11 protein-coding genes, 2 rRNA genes and 1 pseudogene are annotated in these 19,086 nt (G+C 57.7%); 9 read left to right on the top strand and 5 right to left on the bottom strand.

All coding sequences use genetic code 11. The features are described 5' to 3' along the window. The 4 genes and pseudogenes from ASD70_RS29490 to ASD70_RS15460 all read left to right on the top strand — a co-directional run. Positions 1-851, top strand: a pseudogene (locus ASD70_RS29490) (immunoglobulin-like domain-containing protein); the annotation flags it as partial. 57 nt (positions 852-908) lie between these two features. Further along, positions 909-1,907 carry an immunoglobulin-like domain-containing protein gene (locus tag ASD70_RS29810; RefSeq protein WP_330219686.1) on the top strand — a complete coding sequence of 333 codons (999 nt, stop codon included), beginning with the start codon at positions 909-911 and terminating at the stop codon, positions 1,905-1,907. Beyond that, positions 1,823-6,478, top strand: coding sequence for an immunoglobulin-like domain-containing protein (locus ASD70_RS29485; protein ID WP_269084995.1), 4,656 nt, complete (start codon positions 1,823-1,825; stop codon positions 6,476-6,478). Before ASD70_RS29810 ends, ASD70_RS29485 begins: the two co-directional genes overlap by 85 nt. A gap of 151 nt (positions 6,479-6,629) precedes the next feature. Next, positions 6,630-6,968 (top strand): hypothetical protein, encoded by a 339-nt coding sequence (locus ASD70_RS15460; RefSeq protein ID WP_046070311.1) that lies wholly within the window; start codon positions 6,630-6,632, stop codon positions 6,966-6,968. A 70-nt stretch (positions 6,969-7,038) separates the two neighbouring features. Here the strand turns inward: ASD70_RS15460 and lapD are convergent, their stop codons facing one another. Further along, positions 7,039-8,991 carry a cyclic di-GMP receptor LapD gene (lapD, locus tag ASD70_RS15455; RefSeq protein ID WP_046070310.1) on the bottom strand — a complete coding sequence of 651 codons (1,953 nt, stop codon included), beginning with the start codon at positions 8,989-8,991 and terminating at the stop codon, positions 7,039-7,041. Positions 8,992-9,005: 14 nt separating this feature from the next. Continuing rightward, positions 9,006-9,629 carry a cysteine protease LapG gene (lapG, locus tag ASD70_RS15450; RefSeq protein WP_236708717.1) on the bottom strand — a complete coding sequence of 208 codons (624 nt, stop codon included), beginning with the start codon at positions 9,627-9,629 and terminating at the stop codon, positions 9,006-9,008. Positions 9,630-9,949: 320 nt separating this feature from the next. Between lapG and ASD70_RS15445 the strand changes: the two genes are divergently transcribed. From ASD70_RS15445 to ASD70_RS15425, 5 genes are all read left to right on the top strand, one after another. Next, positions 9,950-10,660, top strand: a complete 711-nt coding sequence (locus tag ASD70_RS15445) for a GntR family transcriptional regulator (RefSeq protein ID WP_046070308.1) — start codon at positions 9,950-9,952, stop codon at positions 10,658-10,660. 366 nt (positions 10,661-11,026) lie between these two features. Beyond that, complete coding sequence (locus ASD70_RS15440) at positions 11,027-11,785, top strand: DUF3050 domain-containing protein (protein ID WP_046070307.1); 759 nt, start codon at positions 11,027-11,029, stop codon at positions 11,783-11,785. Then, complete coding sequence (locus tag ASD70_RS15435; RefSeq protein WP_056846864.1) at positions 11,782-12,729, top strand: diiron oxygenase; 948 nt, start codon at positions 11,782-11,784, stop codon at positions 12,727-12,729. The genes ASD70_RS15440 and ASD70_RS15435 overlap by 4 nt, the downstream gene beginning before the upstream one ends. Beyond that, on the top strand, positions 12,726-16,103 hold the full coding sequence (locus ASD70_RS15430; RefSeq protein WP_056846863.1) for an amino acid adenylation domain-containing protein: 3,378 nt from the start codon (positions 12,726-12,728) through the stop codon (positions 16,101-16,103). Before ASD70_RS15435 ends, ASD70_RS15430 begins: the two co-directional genes overlap by 4 nt. Positions 16,104-16,122: 19 nt before the next feature. Next, entirely contained in the window at positions 16,123-16,581 is a 459-nt protein-coding gene (locus ASD70_RS15425; protein WP_056846862.1) for an SRPBCC family protein, read from the top strand. Between the two features lie 39 nt (positions 16,582-16,620). Here the strand turns inward: ASD70_RS15425 and ASD70_RS15420 are convergent, their stop codons facing one another. From ASD70_RS15420 to rrf (ASD70_RS15410), 3 genes are all read right to left on the bottom strand, one after another. After that, complete coding sequence (locus ASD70_RS15420) at positions 16,621-18,501, bottom strand: methyl-accepting chemotaxis protein (protein WP_043051464.1); 1,881 nt, start codon at positions 18,499-18,501, stop codon at positions 16,621-16,623. Positions 18,502-18,772: 271 nt separating this feature from the next. Beyond that, positions 18,773-18,888 (bottom strand): 5S ribosomal RNA (rrf, locus tag ASD70_RS15415). Positions 18,889-18,997: 109 nt separating this feature from the next. After that, a 5S ribosomal RNA gene (rrf, locus tag ASD70_RS15410) occupies positions 18,998-19,086 on the bottom strand; the annotation flags it as partial.

Here is a 19,086-nt window from a genome sequence, read left to right as displayed (position 1 = left end):
GACAACACCACGACTGTCACGCTGACTGCGCCAAATGCCGTTAACGAAGGCGGCCAGATCACCTATACCGCTACGCTTTCCAACAAAGCGGGCACTGACGTCACCTTGAAGCTGGATAACGGCTCGAGCATCACGATCAAGGCGGGCGACACTGTCGGCACCGTGACYGTMCCGGCGCCTACCGATGACGTGTTCATCGATAAGAGCACCCAGACCGTTCAGATCACTGAGACCACTGGCGGCAACTTCGAGAAGTTGGAAGTTGCAGGCAACGGTGCTACCACCACCATCAACGACACCATCGACAAGGTCGATGTGGTGCTGTCCGCYACCACCACCGTGGGCGAAGGCGGCAATATCGTTTACACCGCCAGCCTTGTGGATAAAAACGGTGCGCCAACCACCACGATCAACGACACCATCGACAAGGTCGATGTGGTGCTGTCCGCCACCACTACTGTGGGCGAAGGCGGCAATATCGTTTACACCGCCAGCCTTGTGGATAAAAACGGTGCACCGGTGACCAACATCACCAATCCGCTCACCGTCACCCTGGATAACGGCCAGACCATTACCATCGGCGTGAACCAGTCCAGCAGCTCTATCTCGGTTGTGGCGCCAGATGACGTCTACAAGGGCGACCAAACCGTCACCACCGCCATTAAAGGCGTGACCGGCGGCGAGCATTTTGAGAACCTRGTTCCAGGGACCGATAAAGTCACCACGACTGTGACTGACACMCCGGGTACTGATAACACCACCACTGTGACGCTGACCGCACCAAGTGCTGTTAACGAAGGTGGCGAGATCACTTACACCGCCACCTTGAGCAATAAGGCCGGTACTGACGTNCCGGCGGCGAGCATTTTGAGAACCTRGTTCCAGGGACCGATAAAGTCACCACGACTGTGACTGACACCCCGGGTACTGATAACACCACCACTGTGACGCTGACCGCACCAAGTGCTGTTAACGAAGGTGGCGAGATCACTTACACCGCCACCTTGAGCAATAAGGCCGGTACTGACGTCATCTTGAAGTTGGATAACGGTTCGTCGATCACTATCAAAGCTGGAGACACCGTCGGCACCGTGACCGTCCCGGCGCCTACCGATGACGTGTTCATCGATAARAGCACCCAGACCGTCAAAATCACTGACGCTTCTGGCGGCAACTTCGAGAAGTTGGAAGTTGCAGGCAACGGCGCAACCACCACGATCAACGACACCATCGACAAGGTCGATGTGGTGCTCACCGCCACATCTACTGTCGGCGAAGGCGGCAATATCGTCTACACCGCCAGCCTTGTGGATAAAAACGGCGCGCCGGTGACCAACATCACCAACCCGCTCACCGTCACCCTGGATAACGGCAAGACCATCACTATCGGCGTGAACCAAAGCAGCGGTTCTGTCTCGGTTGTGGCACCGGATGATGTGTACAAAGGCGACCAGACCGTCACCACTGCGATCAAAGGTGTCACTGGCGGCGAGCATTTCGAAAATCTGGTACCGGGTACTACGGCGGTCAACACCACCGTTACGGATACACCGGGTACCGATAACACCACGACGGTCACGCTGACTGCGCCAAACGCCGTCAACGAAGGTGGGCAGATCACTTACACCGCCACGCTTTCCAACAAAGCAGGCACTGACGTAACGCTCAAACTCGATAACGGCTCAAGCATCACCATCAAGGCTGGCGACACCGTCGGCACCGTGACCGTCCCTGCGCCTACCGATGACGTATTCATCGACAAGAGCACCCAGACCGTTCAGATCACTGACGCCACCGGCGCACCATCGACAAGGTCGATGTGGTGCTCACCGCCACATCTACTGTCGGCGAAGGCGGCAATATCGTCTACACCGCCAGCCTTGTGGATAAAAACGGCGTGCCGGTGACCAACATCACCAACCCGCTCACCGTCACCCTGGATAACGGCAAGACCATCACTATCGGCGTGAACCAGTCCAGCGGCACAATCACCACCGTCGCGCCAAACGATGTCTACAAGGGCGACCAGACCGTCACCACCGCAATCAAAAGCGTGACCGGCAGCGAACATTTCGAAAATCTGGTGCCAGGCACGACTGCGGTGACCACCACCGTTACCGATACCCCGGGCTCCACCGATCTGACCACCGTCACCTTGACCGCCCCGACGGCCGTCAACGAAGGTGGCCAGATCACTTACACCGCGACCTTGAGCAACAAGGCCGGCAGCGACATGGTGGTTCAGCTCGATAACGGTTCCAGCATCACCATCAAGCAGGGCGCGACCGTCGGCACCGTGACCGTCCCAGCACCTACCGATGATGTGTTCATCGACAAGAGCACCCAGACCGTCAAGATCACCGGCACTACCGGCGGTAATTTCGAGGGTGTAAGCATCACCCCGGGCGGCGCGACCACCACCATCAACGACACCATCGATGACGTGACCGTTGTACTCAAGGCCACTGGCTCGGTCAGCGAGGGCGGGCAGATCGTCTATACCGCGTCCCTGGTCGATAAGAACGGCGCGGCAATCAACAACGTTGGCTCCGACCTGGTGGTAAGGCTGGATAACGGCTCGACCATCACCATCGGCAATGGCAAGTCCACCAGCTTCACTACCACTACCGCACCTAACGATGCGTATGTCGGCGCCAATGACGTCACCACCAAAATCACCGGCGTAGTCAGCGGTGGCGACAAGTACGAACACTTGATCCTCGATGGCAGCACCGTGGTCACCAAGGTGACGGATGTGGTCAACAACACCACCATCAGCATCACCGGCGACGCGTCGGTGACTGAAGGCGGCACGGCGCACTACACCCTGACGCTGAGCAACCCGCCGCTGACCGACGTAACCGTGACGCTCAAGTACAGCGGCACCGCCACCGACGGTTCGGACTTCAACGGCGTGTACACCGTGAAGATACCGGCCGGTTCCAGCAGCGTGCCGTTTGATATCCGAACGCTCGATGACAAGATCACCGAGCCGACGGAAAAGATTGTCATCACCATCGACAAGGCCACCGGTGGCAACTTCGAAAACCTGGTGGTGGGCAATGGCAGCGTCAGCACCGATATCATCGACAACGATGCGCCGCCGGTCATCGACCTGGATGCCAACAACTCCAGCGGCGCCACCGGGGCGGACTTCAAGACCACCTTCACCGAAGGCGGCACCGGCGTGTCGATTGCTGACAGCGACATCAAGATCACCGACCCGGACAGCACCCAACTGACTGGCGCCACCGTGGTACTGACCAACAGCCAGCCAGGCGACTCGCTGAACTTCAGCGGCGTGACGGGCATCAACGTGACCCCGAGCACCGACCCTGTCACCGGCAAAATCACCTTGACCCTGACCGGCACGGCGTCGCTGGCCGACTACATGCAGCAGATCAAGAACATCACGTTCACCAACAACAGCCATGACCCAAGCACCACGCCGCGCACGATTACAGTGAGCGTGACCGATGGTGGCAACTACTCCAACGTCGCGACCACCACCGTCAACGTAGTGGCCGTCAACGACGCGCCAGTGGCCACCGGCGGTGCCGTGACCGGTACGGAAGACACCGCGCTGGCCTTGACCTGGGCCAACTTCGGCGTGACCGATGTGGACTCGCCACAAACCAGCCTTAGCGTGAAAATCACCGAACTGCCGGTAGCCGGCAAACTGCAGTTCCTGGCGGCGGACGGCAGCACCTGGACCAACGTGTCCAGCGGCCAGACCTTCACCAAGGCCCAGATCGACGGCGGCCAGTTGCGCTTTATGCCTAACGCCAACGAATCAGGCGCCGATGGTTATGGCGGCACCGGCATTGGCAACAAACAGGCCGATTACGCGCAGTTCAAGTTCCAGCCCAGCGACGGCAAGGATCTGGGTACTGCCGCCACGGTGAAAGTCGATATCACCCCGGTGGCCGACGCACCGACCCTGAACGTGGCCGATAACAACGTCGCCTCGACCGGCCTGGTCAAACAGGGCTGGAACAGCATTGCCGGCCTCGGCAACAACGGCAACGGCGCTGCGCCAGACGTACTGAAAAAAGCCATCGATAACGCCGGTACACCGAACAGCACCTCTGTGGTGACCAATGTCGAATCCGTCGATAACGTCAATGCTGGCTCTGGCTCCAAGATTTCCGGCCTGATCTACATGGAAGCCGGCAAGAGCTACACTTTCAGCGGCATCGCCGATGACAGCGTAGTGGTCAACGTTGGCGGTAAAGACATTGCCAGCGGACTGTGGGGCACCAACAGCGGCAAGTTCAGCGGCTCGTTCACGCCATCGGTCAGCGGCTACTACAGCCTTGAGATCTACCAGGCCAACCAGGCGGGGCCTGGCAGCTTTGACGTCAACCTGTCGATCAACGGCGGGGCGGTGCAGAACCTGAGCACCAGCACCGTGCCGTTGTACACCGGCATCACCGACCTGACCAACGCCGGCGTGACCGTGTCCGACCTGCATGGCAGCAACGGCGACGGTTACTACGTGGGCTACAAGCTCAACGAAGGCCAGGAAAACGGCACCGTGAAGCTGTCCAAGGTCACCACGGCGCTGACCGATACCGACGGTTCGGAAACCCTGAGTGTGAAGATCAGTGGCATCCCGGCAGGCTCGGTACTCACCGACGCGTCGGGGCACACCTTCACCGCGAGCAAGGCCACGGGCGAAGTCAATGTCACCGGCTGGGACTTGGGCACCCTGACCATCAAGCCGCCGACCTACTACAGCGGCCAGTTCAACCTGACGGTCACTTCGACCTCCACCGAAAGCATCGGTGGTTCGGCCACCACCACCGCGCAATTGCCCGTCACGGTGCACCCGGCGACCTATAACCCGGTTACCGGCACCTCGGGCAGCGACACCATCAACGGCACCGATGGCAACGACATCGTCGTCGCCGATGTCGGCGGCCTGAACGTGGTGCAAGGCAAGAACTACAACATTGCGTTCATGATCGATACATCGGGCAGTATGGGCTCGGCCTCAATAGCAGCGGCGAAAGCCTCGCTGACCACCACGTTCAACTCGCTGAAAAACAGTATCGGCTCCAGCACCTCTGGCACCGTGAATATCTTCCTGGCGGACTTCAGTGACCAGGTCAATCGCACGGTGACCGTCAACCTCAAAGACCCAGGTGCGTTGGATTCGCTGCAGAAAGTCCTGGATTCCATGGTGTCTACCGGCGGGACCAACTACGAAGACGTGTTCAAGGCCGCGTCCAACTTCTTCAAAAGTGCCCAGGCGACTGGCAACACCGGCGCAATCAATACAACGTACTTCATCACCGATGGCCAGCCGACGTTTTACCAGGGGGCCGAGCAGACCAACCCGTACTTGTACGGCAACGTCAGACTCGATGATGTTGTCACCATGAACAACTACACCATAGGTACCGCCACCCGGATCAACATCGACTCGAATCACTTAATTGATATCGACTCTGTTGGCAAGGTAACCCTGTGGACCAACAACTGGTGGGGCTGGGGGCAGTCCAACCCGGGAACAATCCATGCCCAAGGGGATGGCACCTATGAAATATCGGTACAAGGCGGCCTCGGGTACGATACCGACTACTCCACCACCCTCAACTCCAACAGCGCGTTCGCACTGCTCAAAGGCCTGTCCACAGGTGGCGTAGAAGCCATCGGCCTCAACAGCGGGGTCAGCCTGAATCAGTTGGCACCGTACGACAGCGATGGCAAGCCGCAAGCCAACATTGATCCGAAAGACCTGGCCAACGCGATCCTCGGCCACACCGAGGCGACGTTGCCTGGCGCAGACACCGTCATCGGGGGCGATGGCAACGACATCCTCTTCGGCGACCTGGTGAGCTTCAGCGGGATCAACGGTGAGGGTTACAACGCACTGCAGGCGTTCGTGGCGCAGAAGACCGGCGTAACCGTCTCTTCGGTGACCGCCTCCAACGTTCACCAGTACGTGACCGAGCACTACGTGGACTTCGATGTGTCCGGCGCCAAGGATGCCAACGACACCCTGCTGGGCGGCGCTGGCGATGACATCCTGTTCGGCCAGGGCGGCAACGACCTCCTGGACGGCGGCAAAGGCAATGACATCCTGCTGGGCGGTACCGGCAACGACACGTTGATTGGCGGCCAGGGCAACGACATTTTGATCGGTGGTTCGGGTGCCGACACCTTTGTGTGGAAAGCCGGTGACATCGGCAACGATGTGATCAAGGACTTCAAGGCTTCGGAAGGCGACCGTATTGATCTGCGTGACTTGTTGAAAGGTGAGACCGACAGCACCATCGACAATTACCTGAAGATCACTACGGTAGATGGCGTGTCGACCCTGCAAGTCAGCAGCGAAGGCAAGCTCAACGCTGCCGGTGGCGTGGCCAATGCCGATGTGACAATCAAGCTGGAAGGCAATGATTGGTCCCATGTCAGCATCAACTCGCTGATCACTGGCGCCGACCCAACCATCAAGATCGACCATAGCTAAGATGCAATTGATCGGCCGCCTTCCCAGGCGGCCGATTTTTTTGCCTCATGGGCCGCTGGCCCTGGCGGACGGTGCGTCGCATACTCACGCCCATACACGCAGCGTTGGCCTATGCTGTTGAACGCATGTGGCTCATATTCGAGGGGTTCTTATGTTTTACGTGCAACGTGATGCGCTGGGCGCGCTGATTCGCGTAGAGGCCGCCGCCTTTGTCGAGTCCACCGAAACCCTGCCGGCCGATCACCATGAGATCCAGGCCTGGTACGCCAACGAAGTGGTGGAAACCAGCCTGGCACAGCTCAAGCAGAGCGACTTGGAGATGATCCGGGTACTGGATGACTTGATCCAGGTGCTGACCCGCAAAGGAGTAATCAGCGTGACCGACCTGCCGCCGGCAGCCCAGGCCAAGTTGATGGACCGTAGCCACGCGCGGGAAGCGTTGGGTGGGTTGAGCCAGTTGATCGATGATGACGAGAAAGGGCTTATCTGAGCCCTGGAGCCGAACCCTTATTTAAATGTGGGAGGGGGCAAGCCCCCTTCCACATTTGAATGTCCTGATGTCAGTGTGATTTCCAGGGCGCAGGCTCGCCAAACAGCTGACCCTGCACACCAAAAATCCCCATCTCGCGAATCACCTTCAACTCGCCCTCGGTCTCCACACGCTCGGCAATCAACGGCAGATCGATGCTGTGGGCTGCGCGCTGAATAGCTTCGATAAACAGGCGTTTGTCACTTTCCTGGTCGATGGCGCGAATATAGCTGCCATCGATCTTCAAGTACGCCAGGCCCAGGCGCGCCAGGTTGCCAATCATGCTGAAGCGCCCACCGAAACGCTGCAGGCTCAGGGAGAAACCCAACTCGCGCAGGCGCTGGGTCATCTGTTCCAGTACGTGCTGTTCAGGCAGTTGCTCTTCACCGATCTCCAGAGTGAGGCGCGGGCCCAGGTTGCTGTGCTGGCGTAGCAAGTCATAAATCCGGTTCAGCGCCTGGGTGTCCTGCAAGGTTGCGGCTGAGAGGTTCAGCGCCAGGTTATGGCTGTGGTTGGCCATCTGCTTGAGTACTTGCTCGAGCATCAGGCGGTCCAGGCGGGCCGACCAGCCAAAGCGTTCCAACCAGGGCAGGAAGCGCCCGGCCGGTATTGTGTGGCCGTCTTCGTCCTGCAGGCGCGACAGGACCTTGTAGTGCAAGACCAACTGTGTGTCCTGGCTGGCAACGACGGGTTGGAAGTACAGCTCAAAGCGCTGTTGGGTCAGGGCCTGGTCCAACAACCTGTGCCAGGCATGATGATCGTCACCGACGCTGGCGGCGGCGCTGTGGTCCAGGCATACCCAACTGCTGTCACCCTGCGCTTCCGCCTGTGCCAGGGCCTGGTCGGCCAGGGTCAGCAGGGTTTGGGGCGCGTCGCCATGGTTGAACGGCGCCAGGCCGATATAGGCGACCGGCGTAACATCGCTGGCACCGGTCGCTTGCAGGCTGAGCAAGGTGCTTTCGAGGTTTTGCGCCAATTGCAGCGCTTCCTCACGCATCAAACCCGGCGCCAGCACGGCGAACTCGCCGCCGCGGATACGAGTGACGAGGTTATGGGTTTCCGGATAGGGCTCGCACTGGCGCAGCAGTTGTTCGCCCACCGCTTGCAGCAGCTGGTCGGTACGCTGGCCGCCCAGGCGCTGGTTGAGGCCCGCCAGGTCCTTGACCCGCAGCAACAACAGGTAGCCGGAATTGGTCTCTTCAGGGTTACTCACGCGGGCGTTGAGTTGCATCTCGAAATAACGTCGATTGGCGAGGCCAGTCAGGTTGTCCTGATAGGATTCGGTGCGCAGTTTTTCGCTACGTTCGGCCTGTTCCTGGAACAGCGCCTTGAGCTTTTCAACCATCTGGTTCATGGCCTGCACCACCCGACGCAGTTCCGGCGTGCGCGGCAAATCAGGCAGGCTGAGGAACTCCCGACGGGCAATGGCATGGGACTGTTTGACCATATAGTCCAACGGCTTCAATTGCCGGCGCAGCAACAGCCCACCTAGCACCACGCTCACCGCGCCGCACAGCAACAACCAGCCAAGGCTACCCAACGCGCTCTGCCAGAGCTTGGCCAGGGCAAACATCGGATGGCTGACTACCTCGACCCGCGCCGCCTGCTCCCAGCCTCGGCTGACCAGAGCATCGCCACCTGCCGGCTCCAGGCCGATCAACTTCACGAACCAGTTGGGCACGCCGTTGTTGTCAGGAATACCGCTGCGCTCGACGATGGTTTTGTCGGTGGCCAAGTCCACTACACGGATGCTGGCGTAATAGCCGCTGTCGAAGATCGAGCTGACCAGCAGCTCCACCATGGCCGGGTCATCGATATTCGGGGTCAGCGACAGCGCCAGGGCCGTCGCCGCATCCTGGGCATGGGAGCGCAGTTGGTTGACGTATTGGGTGCGCGAGCTTTCCAGGCTGACCATGAAGCTGCCGCTGAAGGCGACCACCAGGAACAGACAGATAGCGATCAATAGTTGTTTGAACAAGGACATCCGATCAGTTACTCCTAGTTGGCAGGCTCGGCTGGAAAGCCTTCCGCACGCATTTTTCTCAACACATCCTGCCAGCGCGACAAGCGTTTGGTATCGCCGACTTTCTTGTTGCCCTTGGCGCCGGGCAAGTACAGGCCCTCGGCGTTGAATGAGTACACCGGGACCAGATCGGTGCGGCGGGTAGCCGGCAGGATTTCGTCCATCAGGCTGTCGAGCACCAGCGGGATGGCATCGGGGGTCGAATAATAGGTCAGGACCATGTGCGCACGATTCTGTCGCAAGGCCTTGACGTAGGTGATGCGCAACTTGTCGCTGGACACACCCAGATGACGCAAACTGAAATACTTTGCGATCGCGTAATCTTCGCAGTCACCGGCCCCCTTCCAAAGGGCTTCGACGGGTGTCTCCCAATAGTCGATGACATGCCAGAGGTCGATGTCTTCGACGTAGGTCATTTGCTTGTTGAAGAACAAGTTAACCACCTTGAGCTGCTCCGACTCGCTGACCTGTTTTTCAGTCGCCAATAGCCGCTGCCAGGCATCGATACGCTGCTGGCCTTGGCGCAGCGGCCCGTATAGGGCGGTAGCCTTGCGGCTGATCTGCGAGAAATCCCAATCGGCACGCAGCCCGCCGAGCATCAGGCCAGCCAATAAAATTGCCGATAAAAACCAGCAAAAGACTCGATAGGGAATAAAACTTACCGCCAAGGCGTTCAGTCCATGAAAGAGACGGAATTTCAAGGGATGGTGAAGCCTCGCCCTACAAAAAACAATGGCACAGTGCAATCATTCGTCAGTGGACTAAGTTTATAACCGCCCCTTGTGGGACTCACAAAGTAGGCTGCGTAAGCCCTTACAAACGGAAACTTAGGCTGTTTGACAAGCGCCTGGCCCATCTCTAGTGTGCATTGGATCCAATTAGCCAAACTATTATTCAAAAAAAGGAGGATAGCGTAACCGTGACGCAGAAGCCGAACCCTTTAAGCAGCATCAAAATCAGCGGGCCTATTCCCGCCCATCTTGCTCGCTCCGTAATTGAAGAAACACTGCGCAACGCCATACTGGATGGGCGATTGCCCTGTGGTACTGCGATGCGCCAGCAGGAGCTGGCCAGCTTGTTCGGCGTCAGCCGCATGCCCGTACGCGAAGCCTTGCGCCAGTTGGAGGCGCAATCCCTGCTGCATGTGGTGACTCACAAGGGTGCCGTGGTTGCGCCCTTGATCGAGGACAACTCGGCTGAGACCTATGCCTTGCGCATGCTGCTGGAATCCGAAGCGCTGCGCTTGTCGATCCCATTGCTCACCGAGACAGATCTATCCGAGGCCGAGGCGTGCATCAATGCGCTGGAATGCGAAAAGGACTACACCGAGATTGGTCGCCTCAATCGCCTGTTCCACATGGTTCTGTATGGCAAGGCACCCAACCAGCGACTGCTCACCTTGGTCGAGCACGGGCTGAATGAAGAAGAGCGCTTCCTGCGCTTCAACCTTGAGGCGATGGGACTAGGCGAGACGTCCCAGGAAGACCACCGTGAATTGCTGAGCCTGGTGGCACAGAAGAAGGTCGACGAGAGCATCCTGACGCTGCGTAATCACTTGATGCGTGGGATGGAGGTCATAGCCACCTACCTCAAGGGGCTTGAAACCGGCGAAAAAAAAGCCCGGCAATAGGATCCTCGGCCCTCTATCTCCCTTTACCCCTGCGGGGCAACTTCCTTGGGAAGTTGCCACATAGGCATGCGGAAAACCGACTTAAACTTAATTAACGCGAGGAAACATCCGACACTGACAACAGACAACTCACCTAATAAAAGCCACACAGAAAAAACATTTAATACATTTATAAGCCAGCACAAACGTTTAATCAGTTTATTATCCTTTCCCGAAAAACCACACCTCCAAATCCGCAGCGCAGGTCTATGTCAGTGCTGCGCCGCGTGCGTCGTGCGGTCTCGATTTAACGTTCCCCTTCTATCTTACAACTACAAAACCCCAACACTGCTTTTGAGCACCTGCAACAATTCATAGGCGTCAACCATGTATCAAGAATTGCTTGAACAAAAAAAACTACAACTTTTCAACCATCCATTATTTATAGAAATAACTTCACTTAACAAGTTACAGCACTTCATGGAAAACCATGTATTTTCCGTCTGGGACTTCATGACCCTGACTAAACGCCTGCAACAGGACCTGACCTGTACCCAGTTACCCTGGCTCCCACCTGCGGACTCACAGGCTGCCCGCTTGATCAATGAAATAGTGCTGGGCGAGGAGTCAGATGAACACCCGACGCGAGGCTATCGCAGCCACTTCGAGCTGTACCTGGACGCCATGACGGAGGTCGGCGCCAGCACTGTCGCGATTAACCGCCTGATCGACCTGCAACGCGAGGGCGTGGAGGTCAGTGCCGCCTTGCAAATGATCGATGCGCCACCTGGGGTGGCCCGCTTTGTCGACAGCACGGTGCAAGTCGCCTTGAGCGCCCCGACCCACTGCGTAGCGGCAGCTTTCCTGCATGGCCGCGAGAGTGTCATTCCATCGATGTTCCAGCGGCTGTTGCACAGTCATGCGCTCATTGATCATGAGGCACCCACCTTATGTCACTACCTCAATCGTCACATCGAAATGGACAGCCACGACCATGGGCCGGCAGCGGAGCAATTGCTCAAGCGCCTGGTCGGAGCAGACCCGATTCGCCAGAAGCAAGCAGATAATGCCGCCCTCGACGCCGTGGAAAGTCGCATTACCTTTTGGGACGCAGTGCTGACTTCGATGCAAGGGGTACGCCAATGAACGCTGTCAATTATCGATCCTTTGCCGATGACTGGGAGCAGCGTGCAACCATCCGAACACGCCCACGGCGCATGTTGGAGGACGACAACAAACTCTTCTTCCCCCTGTGTCGCCAACCCCTCGTGCTGAGCGCGACCTTTCTCGAACAGTGCCCACAGTGGCGCGACTTCGTGCTGGTACAAAGTTTCTATAAATTCATCAATGACGTGGTGATCTTCGAAACCGAGATCGTCGACAAGACGGCTCGCAACATCGCCAAGAACCGTTTTTCACCGCCCTTTCCGCTCGCCTGCCGGTACGACGCGATGACCGTCGTGGTGGACGAGGACTATCACGCGTTGGTCGCGTTGGACTTCCTGCAACAAGCCGTGGAAATGACCGGTATCCAGCCGCTTGATCTGCCTGGGCAAATCGAATTGAGCCGCGCACTGCCGGCGGCACAGGCGCAGGTGCCAACACATTTGCACGACGCCGTTGAGTTGATCGGCGTGGCCATTGCCGAAAACACCGTGACACATGACGTGGCAGCGTTCTCCAAGGATGACAGCGTCAAGTCATCCATCCGCGGCCTGATGGCCGACCACCTGTTTGATGAGGGTCGCCACGCACAGTTCTGGACCCAGTTGGTGCGTCTCTACTGGCAATCGGCAAGCCCGCAAGAGCGCGACAGCATTGCTCAAGCTTTGCCCGTTTTCCTGGAGCATTACCTGACCAACGACCTGCAAAAGGACTTTGATCTGCACCTGATCGAACACTTGGAGATCAGCGCCGACACGCGTCTGGCACTGCGCCATGAAGTCTCTGCGCTGGATTTCCCCATCACCCACCAACATCCGCTGATAGGCAACATCATGAGCTTGCTGCGTCACAGCGGCGTGCTGCAGACACCCAGCGTGGCTCGGGCGCTGAGCAGCTACCTGCCTGTGGCGGGGAGGTCGGCATGAAACGTTTGACGATAGCGTGGGGCGCTGCCAGCAACGTCCTGGACCCCGTCAAGCAAGTGCTGGAACAGTACGGTCATGTCTCGGGAACGGGGCCTGTCGACCTGGTGATTGAAGACGGTAGCCGGCCGCTGGCGCAATTATCCACCGACGCATACTGGATGAGTTTGCGCATAGGCATTGGCCCGGTGTCCGAGCATGGACTGCCAGCCCTGCAATTTCGCTGCTATGACCGTGAACGACGCCTGTTGGCTATGTATGACGTCGCAGAGGAACCCAGCGGCAATGGGCAGCGATTGCGTCACCAGGCAACGAACGCACTGGTGGAATGGCTCGCCTTGTTGGTTAGTAGGTATTCCAGGGACCCAGCCTCCTTCACCGCTGTGATCACCCCTAACGACTGGCCCGAACACAGTTTGCCAGCGCTGGAAACCTTGGCGTTCAAGCATCGATTCAATCGCACGGCGGATCCAGCGCTGTTGCAGGCGGCCCAGCCCCCCATGATGGAACGGCTGCAAGCCAGCCTGGACAAGTTCGCCACTCGAACAGCGTTGAATATCGCGGGCAACCTGCTCACTTATCAGCAGCTCCAGGCACACGCCTTGGCGATCCAGCAGCGTCTGCTTCCACTGCTGGAGGGCATCGAAACCCAACCCGTGATCGGCGTGTGCCTGGCAAAGTCCGTGGAGCTGTACGCAAGCATCCTTGCGGTGCTGGGGATTGGCGCGGTGTATTTGCCTCTGGCGCCGGACCATCCGGTGCAGCGCCAACAGCAGATGCTGGAAAGCGCCGGCGCTTGTGTATTGCTGGAGAATGGCCTGCATCCGCTGCGAGATCGCCTCGCCTCATTGGATGTCAGCAAGATCGAACCGTGCGCCAACACCCGTGCACTACCACTGATGCGTGAACGTCCCAGTGCCGACACACCGTGCATGGCGCTTTTCACCTCAGGCACTACCGGGTTTCCCAAGGGGGTGCTGCTTAGCCAATACAACCTGGCGCATTTCAGCGCCTGGCTCGGCGCTTGTGTAGAGATGAGTGAAGAGAGTCGCGTGTTGCAGTTTTCACCGTTGAGCTTCGACTCTTCATTGATCGATATTTTCCCTGCCTTGATAGCCGGCGCCGAGTTGATTATCCCCAGCAACGATCAACGCCAAGACCCTCGACAACTGGTCGAATTGATTCGCGGGCAACGCGTCACCCATGGCTTTCTACCGCCGGCGCTGCTCAGCATCCTGCCGCTGGATCAGCCACTGGGGCTTGCTCACCTGCTCACTGGAGGCGATTTCTGCGAGCCCTATGTAATCGAACGACTGGCAGGCCAATGCCAGTTGCATAACCTCTATGGGCCGACCGAAACCACGGTGCTGGCAACACATAGGGTGTTCCGGCATGGCGACAGCCCTCGTAACATCGGCTATCCCATTGCCAACAGCCAAGTGTTGATTCTCGACGAAAACCTGAAGCCCGTGGATGAACAGGTGCTGGGCGATTTGTATATTGCAGGCCCGGGGGTAAGCCTGGGTTATTTGAATGCACCGCAACGGGCCGACAGCCCTTTTGTTGCACTGACATTGCCTGATGGGCAGGTGTTGCACGCTTACCGTAGCGGCGACCTGGCGAAATGGACTCAGGACGGCATCAAGTTGGGTGGGCGTCGGGATGACCAAGTCAAAATCCGCGGATTCCGAGTCGAGCCCCTGGAAATCGAACAATGCTTGCGCAACAGTCGATTGTTTCGCCAAGTAGCCGTAGTGATTGACCCGGGCCTCAGGGTCATCGCTTTTGTCACACAACCCGAACCCAGCGCCACGCTGGCCGACTTGCAGCAATATGCCCGCCAGTGGCTGCCCGAACATATGCGGCCCGTCATCTGGAGCGAGTTGGCGCGCATGCCTGGCTCGAGTAACGGCAAGATTGATCGCAAGGCATTACTGGCAATGCCCTTATCCATCCCTCAAGCAGTGACTCGCTGCTGTGCTCAGACCGATGTGCAAAAGCAGTTGGTGGACCTGTGGGCGCAATTGCTGGAGTTGTCCGCTGGGGAATTATCGATTGATGACAGCTTTTTCAATCTGGGCGGCCACTCCATCCTCTTGTCGACTTTATTGCTGCGCGTGCGCGAGCGGTTTGGCCGTAGCCTCTCTCTGAGCCACTTTTTCGAGGCGCCGACAATCCGCACATTGGCGGCCCTGATGGAAGGTGGTGTGTTGCCGGATATACCTGGCAGCCAAATGGAGAAAGATGCATCACAAATATTGGAAATTAAAATACTACCCGAGGCCCGCGCGGGTGATCCGCGTAAAGCGATCGTCACCGGGGCGAATAGCTTTGTCGGGGCGCATATCGTCCACGCGCTGCTGGCCGCAGGAGCACAAGAGGTGGCGTGCCTTGTGCGGGAACTGCCAGGTCAATCGGCAACAGCAAGGTTTACCCAGGCCTTGCGCGAATACCATTTGGAACATCTGGACCTGAGCCGAGTGCAGGTATACGCCGCCGACATTCGCCAACCTCGCCTGGGCTTGGCATGCAATGTGTACGACCGCCTCGCTCGCGATTATGGTGTGGTGGTGCACAACGCGGCTCAGGTCAATCATGTGATGGACTATGTGTCACTCGCCAAAGACAACGTCGAACCGGCCCTTGAGTGCCTGCGTCTTTGCGAGACCCATTGTAAAAAGGTGCTCAACTTCATCTCGACGCTATCAGCCTGCAGCAGCGTGGACGCCGATGGGTACGTCCTTGAAGCCCCTGCCGGGCACGCGTTACCGCTCTATGTGAAAAATGGCTATAACCTTTCCAAGTGGGTGGCCGAACGGCTGGTAGGGCGGGCGAGGGAGCAAGGGGCCTGGGTGAATATCCATCGGCCCGGGAATATCAGCTTCAACAGTCAGAACGGTGTTTGCCAGCCGCAGAAAAATCGATTGATGTTGATGCTCAAGGGCTCCCTGCAATTGGGCGTGGCACCCCGCCTGGACGTGAACTTCGATCTGATGCCGGTGGACTTCCTGGCTGGGTTCATTGCCTTTCACAGCGCCCGCTTTGCCCCTGGGCGGAACATATTCAACCTGCACAACCCGCAGCCCTTGAGCTGGGATCAGTATCTCGACGCGTTCAGCGAGGCCGGGCACGCCTTCGATCGGGTAGGCATTGAACACTGGCAACGGACGCTGCAAACGGTGAGTCGAGATAATGCGCTGTTCCGCGTGCTGGGCTTTTACCTGGACGGGCTTGGCGAAGACATCGGCGACACTTCGATGATCCGTTACGACAATGCCCGCTGGGGCCTTGAAAAGATGGGTATGGACTATCCGCCAAAGAGCCCGGAGCTGTTACGCAAGGGCTGTGACTACCTCAGGGCCATCGACTTCCTCTGAACTGCCTCAGGACTCCCCCATGAAACCGTTGCAACCCGATACGTTAATTCGCAATCCGATCGGTACACCGATTGTGGCTTCCGTCGTAGTCCCGTGTGAGGCTAAACGCCTGTGGGACGTGGTCGGTCGCTTTGATAGTTTTGATACCTTCATCCCAAGCTTGTCACACATAGAGATGACGGGTGTTGGCGTAGGCGCATTGCGCACTAAATTTTTCCACGATGGCCATTACGTCGTGGAGCAACTGAACAGCCGAGACGAAAGCGCCATGTACATGACGTGGACCACCCTCTACAACACTTTGGGCGTGGCGCGCTTATGGGCAGCAATGAGTGTGGAAGCACTTGGCGCCCAGTGTTCCAAGGCAACCTGGACGCTGTTGGGCGAGCCGCAGGAAACGACTCAAGCTGAGTTTGAACAGTTTGCACAGACGTTCGCCGACAGCGCGTTGGAGAATGTGCGCCGGATGCTTGGCTAAGCAGTCGGAGCGAGGTCTCTCGCTCCGGTGCAGTCAGGTTCAGATTTTGAAGCTATCGACCAATTGCTTCAATCGACTGGCCTGCTGGGACAGCGCATCGCAGTCCTTGAGCGTCTCGTTGAGGTTGGCCACGCCCTGCTGGTTCAGCAGGTTGATCTGGTTGATGTCAACGTTGAGGGTTTCAACGACTGCGGTCTGTTCTTCGGTTGCTGCCGCAACCGACTGGTTCATGCCATCGATCTCAACGATGCGCTGCGTCACGCTGACCAGGCGCTCACCTGCCTGGTTGGCCACTTCAACGCTTTCTTCGCTGGAGACCTGACTGGCGTTCATGGTGGTCACTGCTTCTCGGGACCCCACTTGCAGGGAAGTGATCATCTTGTGGATCTCTTCAGCCGACTCTTGGGTACGGTGCGCCAGGTTACGCACTTCATCAGCCACCACTGCAAATCCACGTCCGGCTTCACCGGCACGGGCAGCCTCGATCGCCGCGTTAAGGGCGAGCAAGTTGGTTTGCTGGGAGATACCTTTGATGACATCAAGAATATGACCGATGTTGTCGGTACTGGCATTCAAGGTTTCGATCTGAGTGCAGGACAGGCTGATCTTCTGCGACAGCTCCGACATCGCCTGGATGGTTTGCTCTACCACCTTACGCCCATCGTCAGCTTGCTCGCTGGCACCGCTGGCATGTTGCGAAGCATCTGCGGCGTTGCGCGCGATTTCTTGGGTAGCGGCACCCAGTTCGTTGATCGCAGCTGCGACGCTGTTGGTGCGCGCACTCTGTTCGTCGGAACCGATGATCGAGGCATTGGACGACGCCATTACACGCTGGGATAGATCGTGCACCTGCCTTGTTGCCGAAGACACCTCGGAAATCGAGGCGTGGATCCGCTCGACGAACTGGTTGAACGCACTACCGACTTCGCCGAATTCGTCTTTGCTGGTTACGTCTAGGCGGCGGGTCAAATCACCTTCGCCTTGGGCAATGTCCTTCATGGCAACGCCCATGGTAGTCAACGGACGCAGCAATACTTGGATAAGCAAGCTCAGGAGCACAGCGATGGCCACGACAGCAATCAACATCGCGATCAACGCTGAGGTACGGAATTTACCCAAAGGGGCATAGGCTTTTTCTTTATCAATCGACAGGCCGATGTACCAGTCGGCGCCAGGCAAACCGCTGATAGGCGTGAACGACAGAATGCGATCCTGGTGATTGAGGACGACGTCCTGATTGACCTTTTCGATGCGTACGTTGTTGCCAGAGTAGATGTCCTTGAGGTTTTTCATCACCTGGTCCTGGTCAGGGCTGACGATGACTTGACCATCACCGCTGACCAGGAATGCATGGCCGATGCCGCCGAAGTCTACCGAGTTGATGATCTTCACCAGGGTTTGCAGACTCAGGTCGCCGCCGACAACACCCAACAACTCGCCGTTCTTCTTCACAGGCATGGCAATTGTCACGATCTGGCCGCCCACAGCCGCCATATAAGGCGGAGTAAGCATGGTTTTGTCCGCGACTACCGCTTGCTTGTACCAAGGGCGCTGACGAGGGTCGTAGTCGTCAGGCATCTTCGCATCAGGACGCTGAGTGAACACGCCGTTGGTCTGACCTACGTAGGTGAACTGAAAGTTGGAGGTGAGCGCTGGCTGATCGACCAGCCCGGGAAGGTCGGCCGCATTGCCCTGATGAGCTACGTTCTGCGCCAGATTCTCGAGGACCAGAATGCGACCACTGAGCCAGTTCTGCACACTGCTGGCAGTGAGTTCGCCGGATTGTTGAATGGACGAGGCCAGGTTTTGCTTGATCGTGTTGCGTTGCAGGTAGTCGTTGTACAACGTGAATAACGCGAAGGCTAAAACCACGACGCCTGACGCGGCCAACAGAATTTTATGACTGAACTTGAGATTCATTTCATCGACTTCTTTTTGCCAAAGGGGGTGAGCGTGCCGAGTGGAACATTCCATGTAACGGGATAGGCGGACTCTACGGTCGCTCTATTTCGGTGCACGCATGGCTCGTCAGGGTTTCGGCCAAACTTCGACAAATCTTAGGAATTTGTGAGAAGCATCTTCTTTTAGCGTAGGAAACCGACAGACGGCTGGTTAGCGAAATTGTTGTTTAGGGTCGCCCTAAACGACAAAACCCCTGTCTGCGTTAGCAGACAGGGGTTTCGGAATTCAATCTTGACGATGACCTACTCTCACATGGGGAAACCCCACACTACCATCGGCGATGCATCGTTTCACTGCTGAGTTCGGGATGGGATCAGGTGGTTCCAATGCTCTATGGTCGTCAAGAAATTCTGTGTACCAGGCCGTTGCGTTGGCAACGAGCCGGTGAAATTCATGAGTTTCTATATAAACAAAACCCCTGTCTGCGTCAGCAAACAGGGGTTCTGGAATTTAATCTTGACGATGACCTACTCTCACATGGGGAAACCCCACACTACCATCGGCGATGCATCGTTTCACTACTGAGTTCGGGATGGGATCAGG

Origin of the sequence: Pseudomonas sp. Root569, assembly GCF_001427465.1 — a bacterium.
Lineage (GTDB): Bacteria > Pseudomonadota > Gammaproteobacteria > Pseudomonadales > Pseudomonadaceae > Aquipseudomonas > Aquipseudomonas synxantha.
This window is presented reverse-complemented; position numbering and strand designations above follow the sequence as displayed.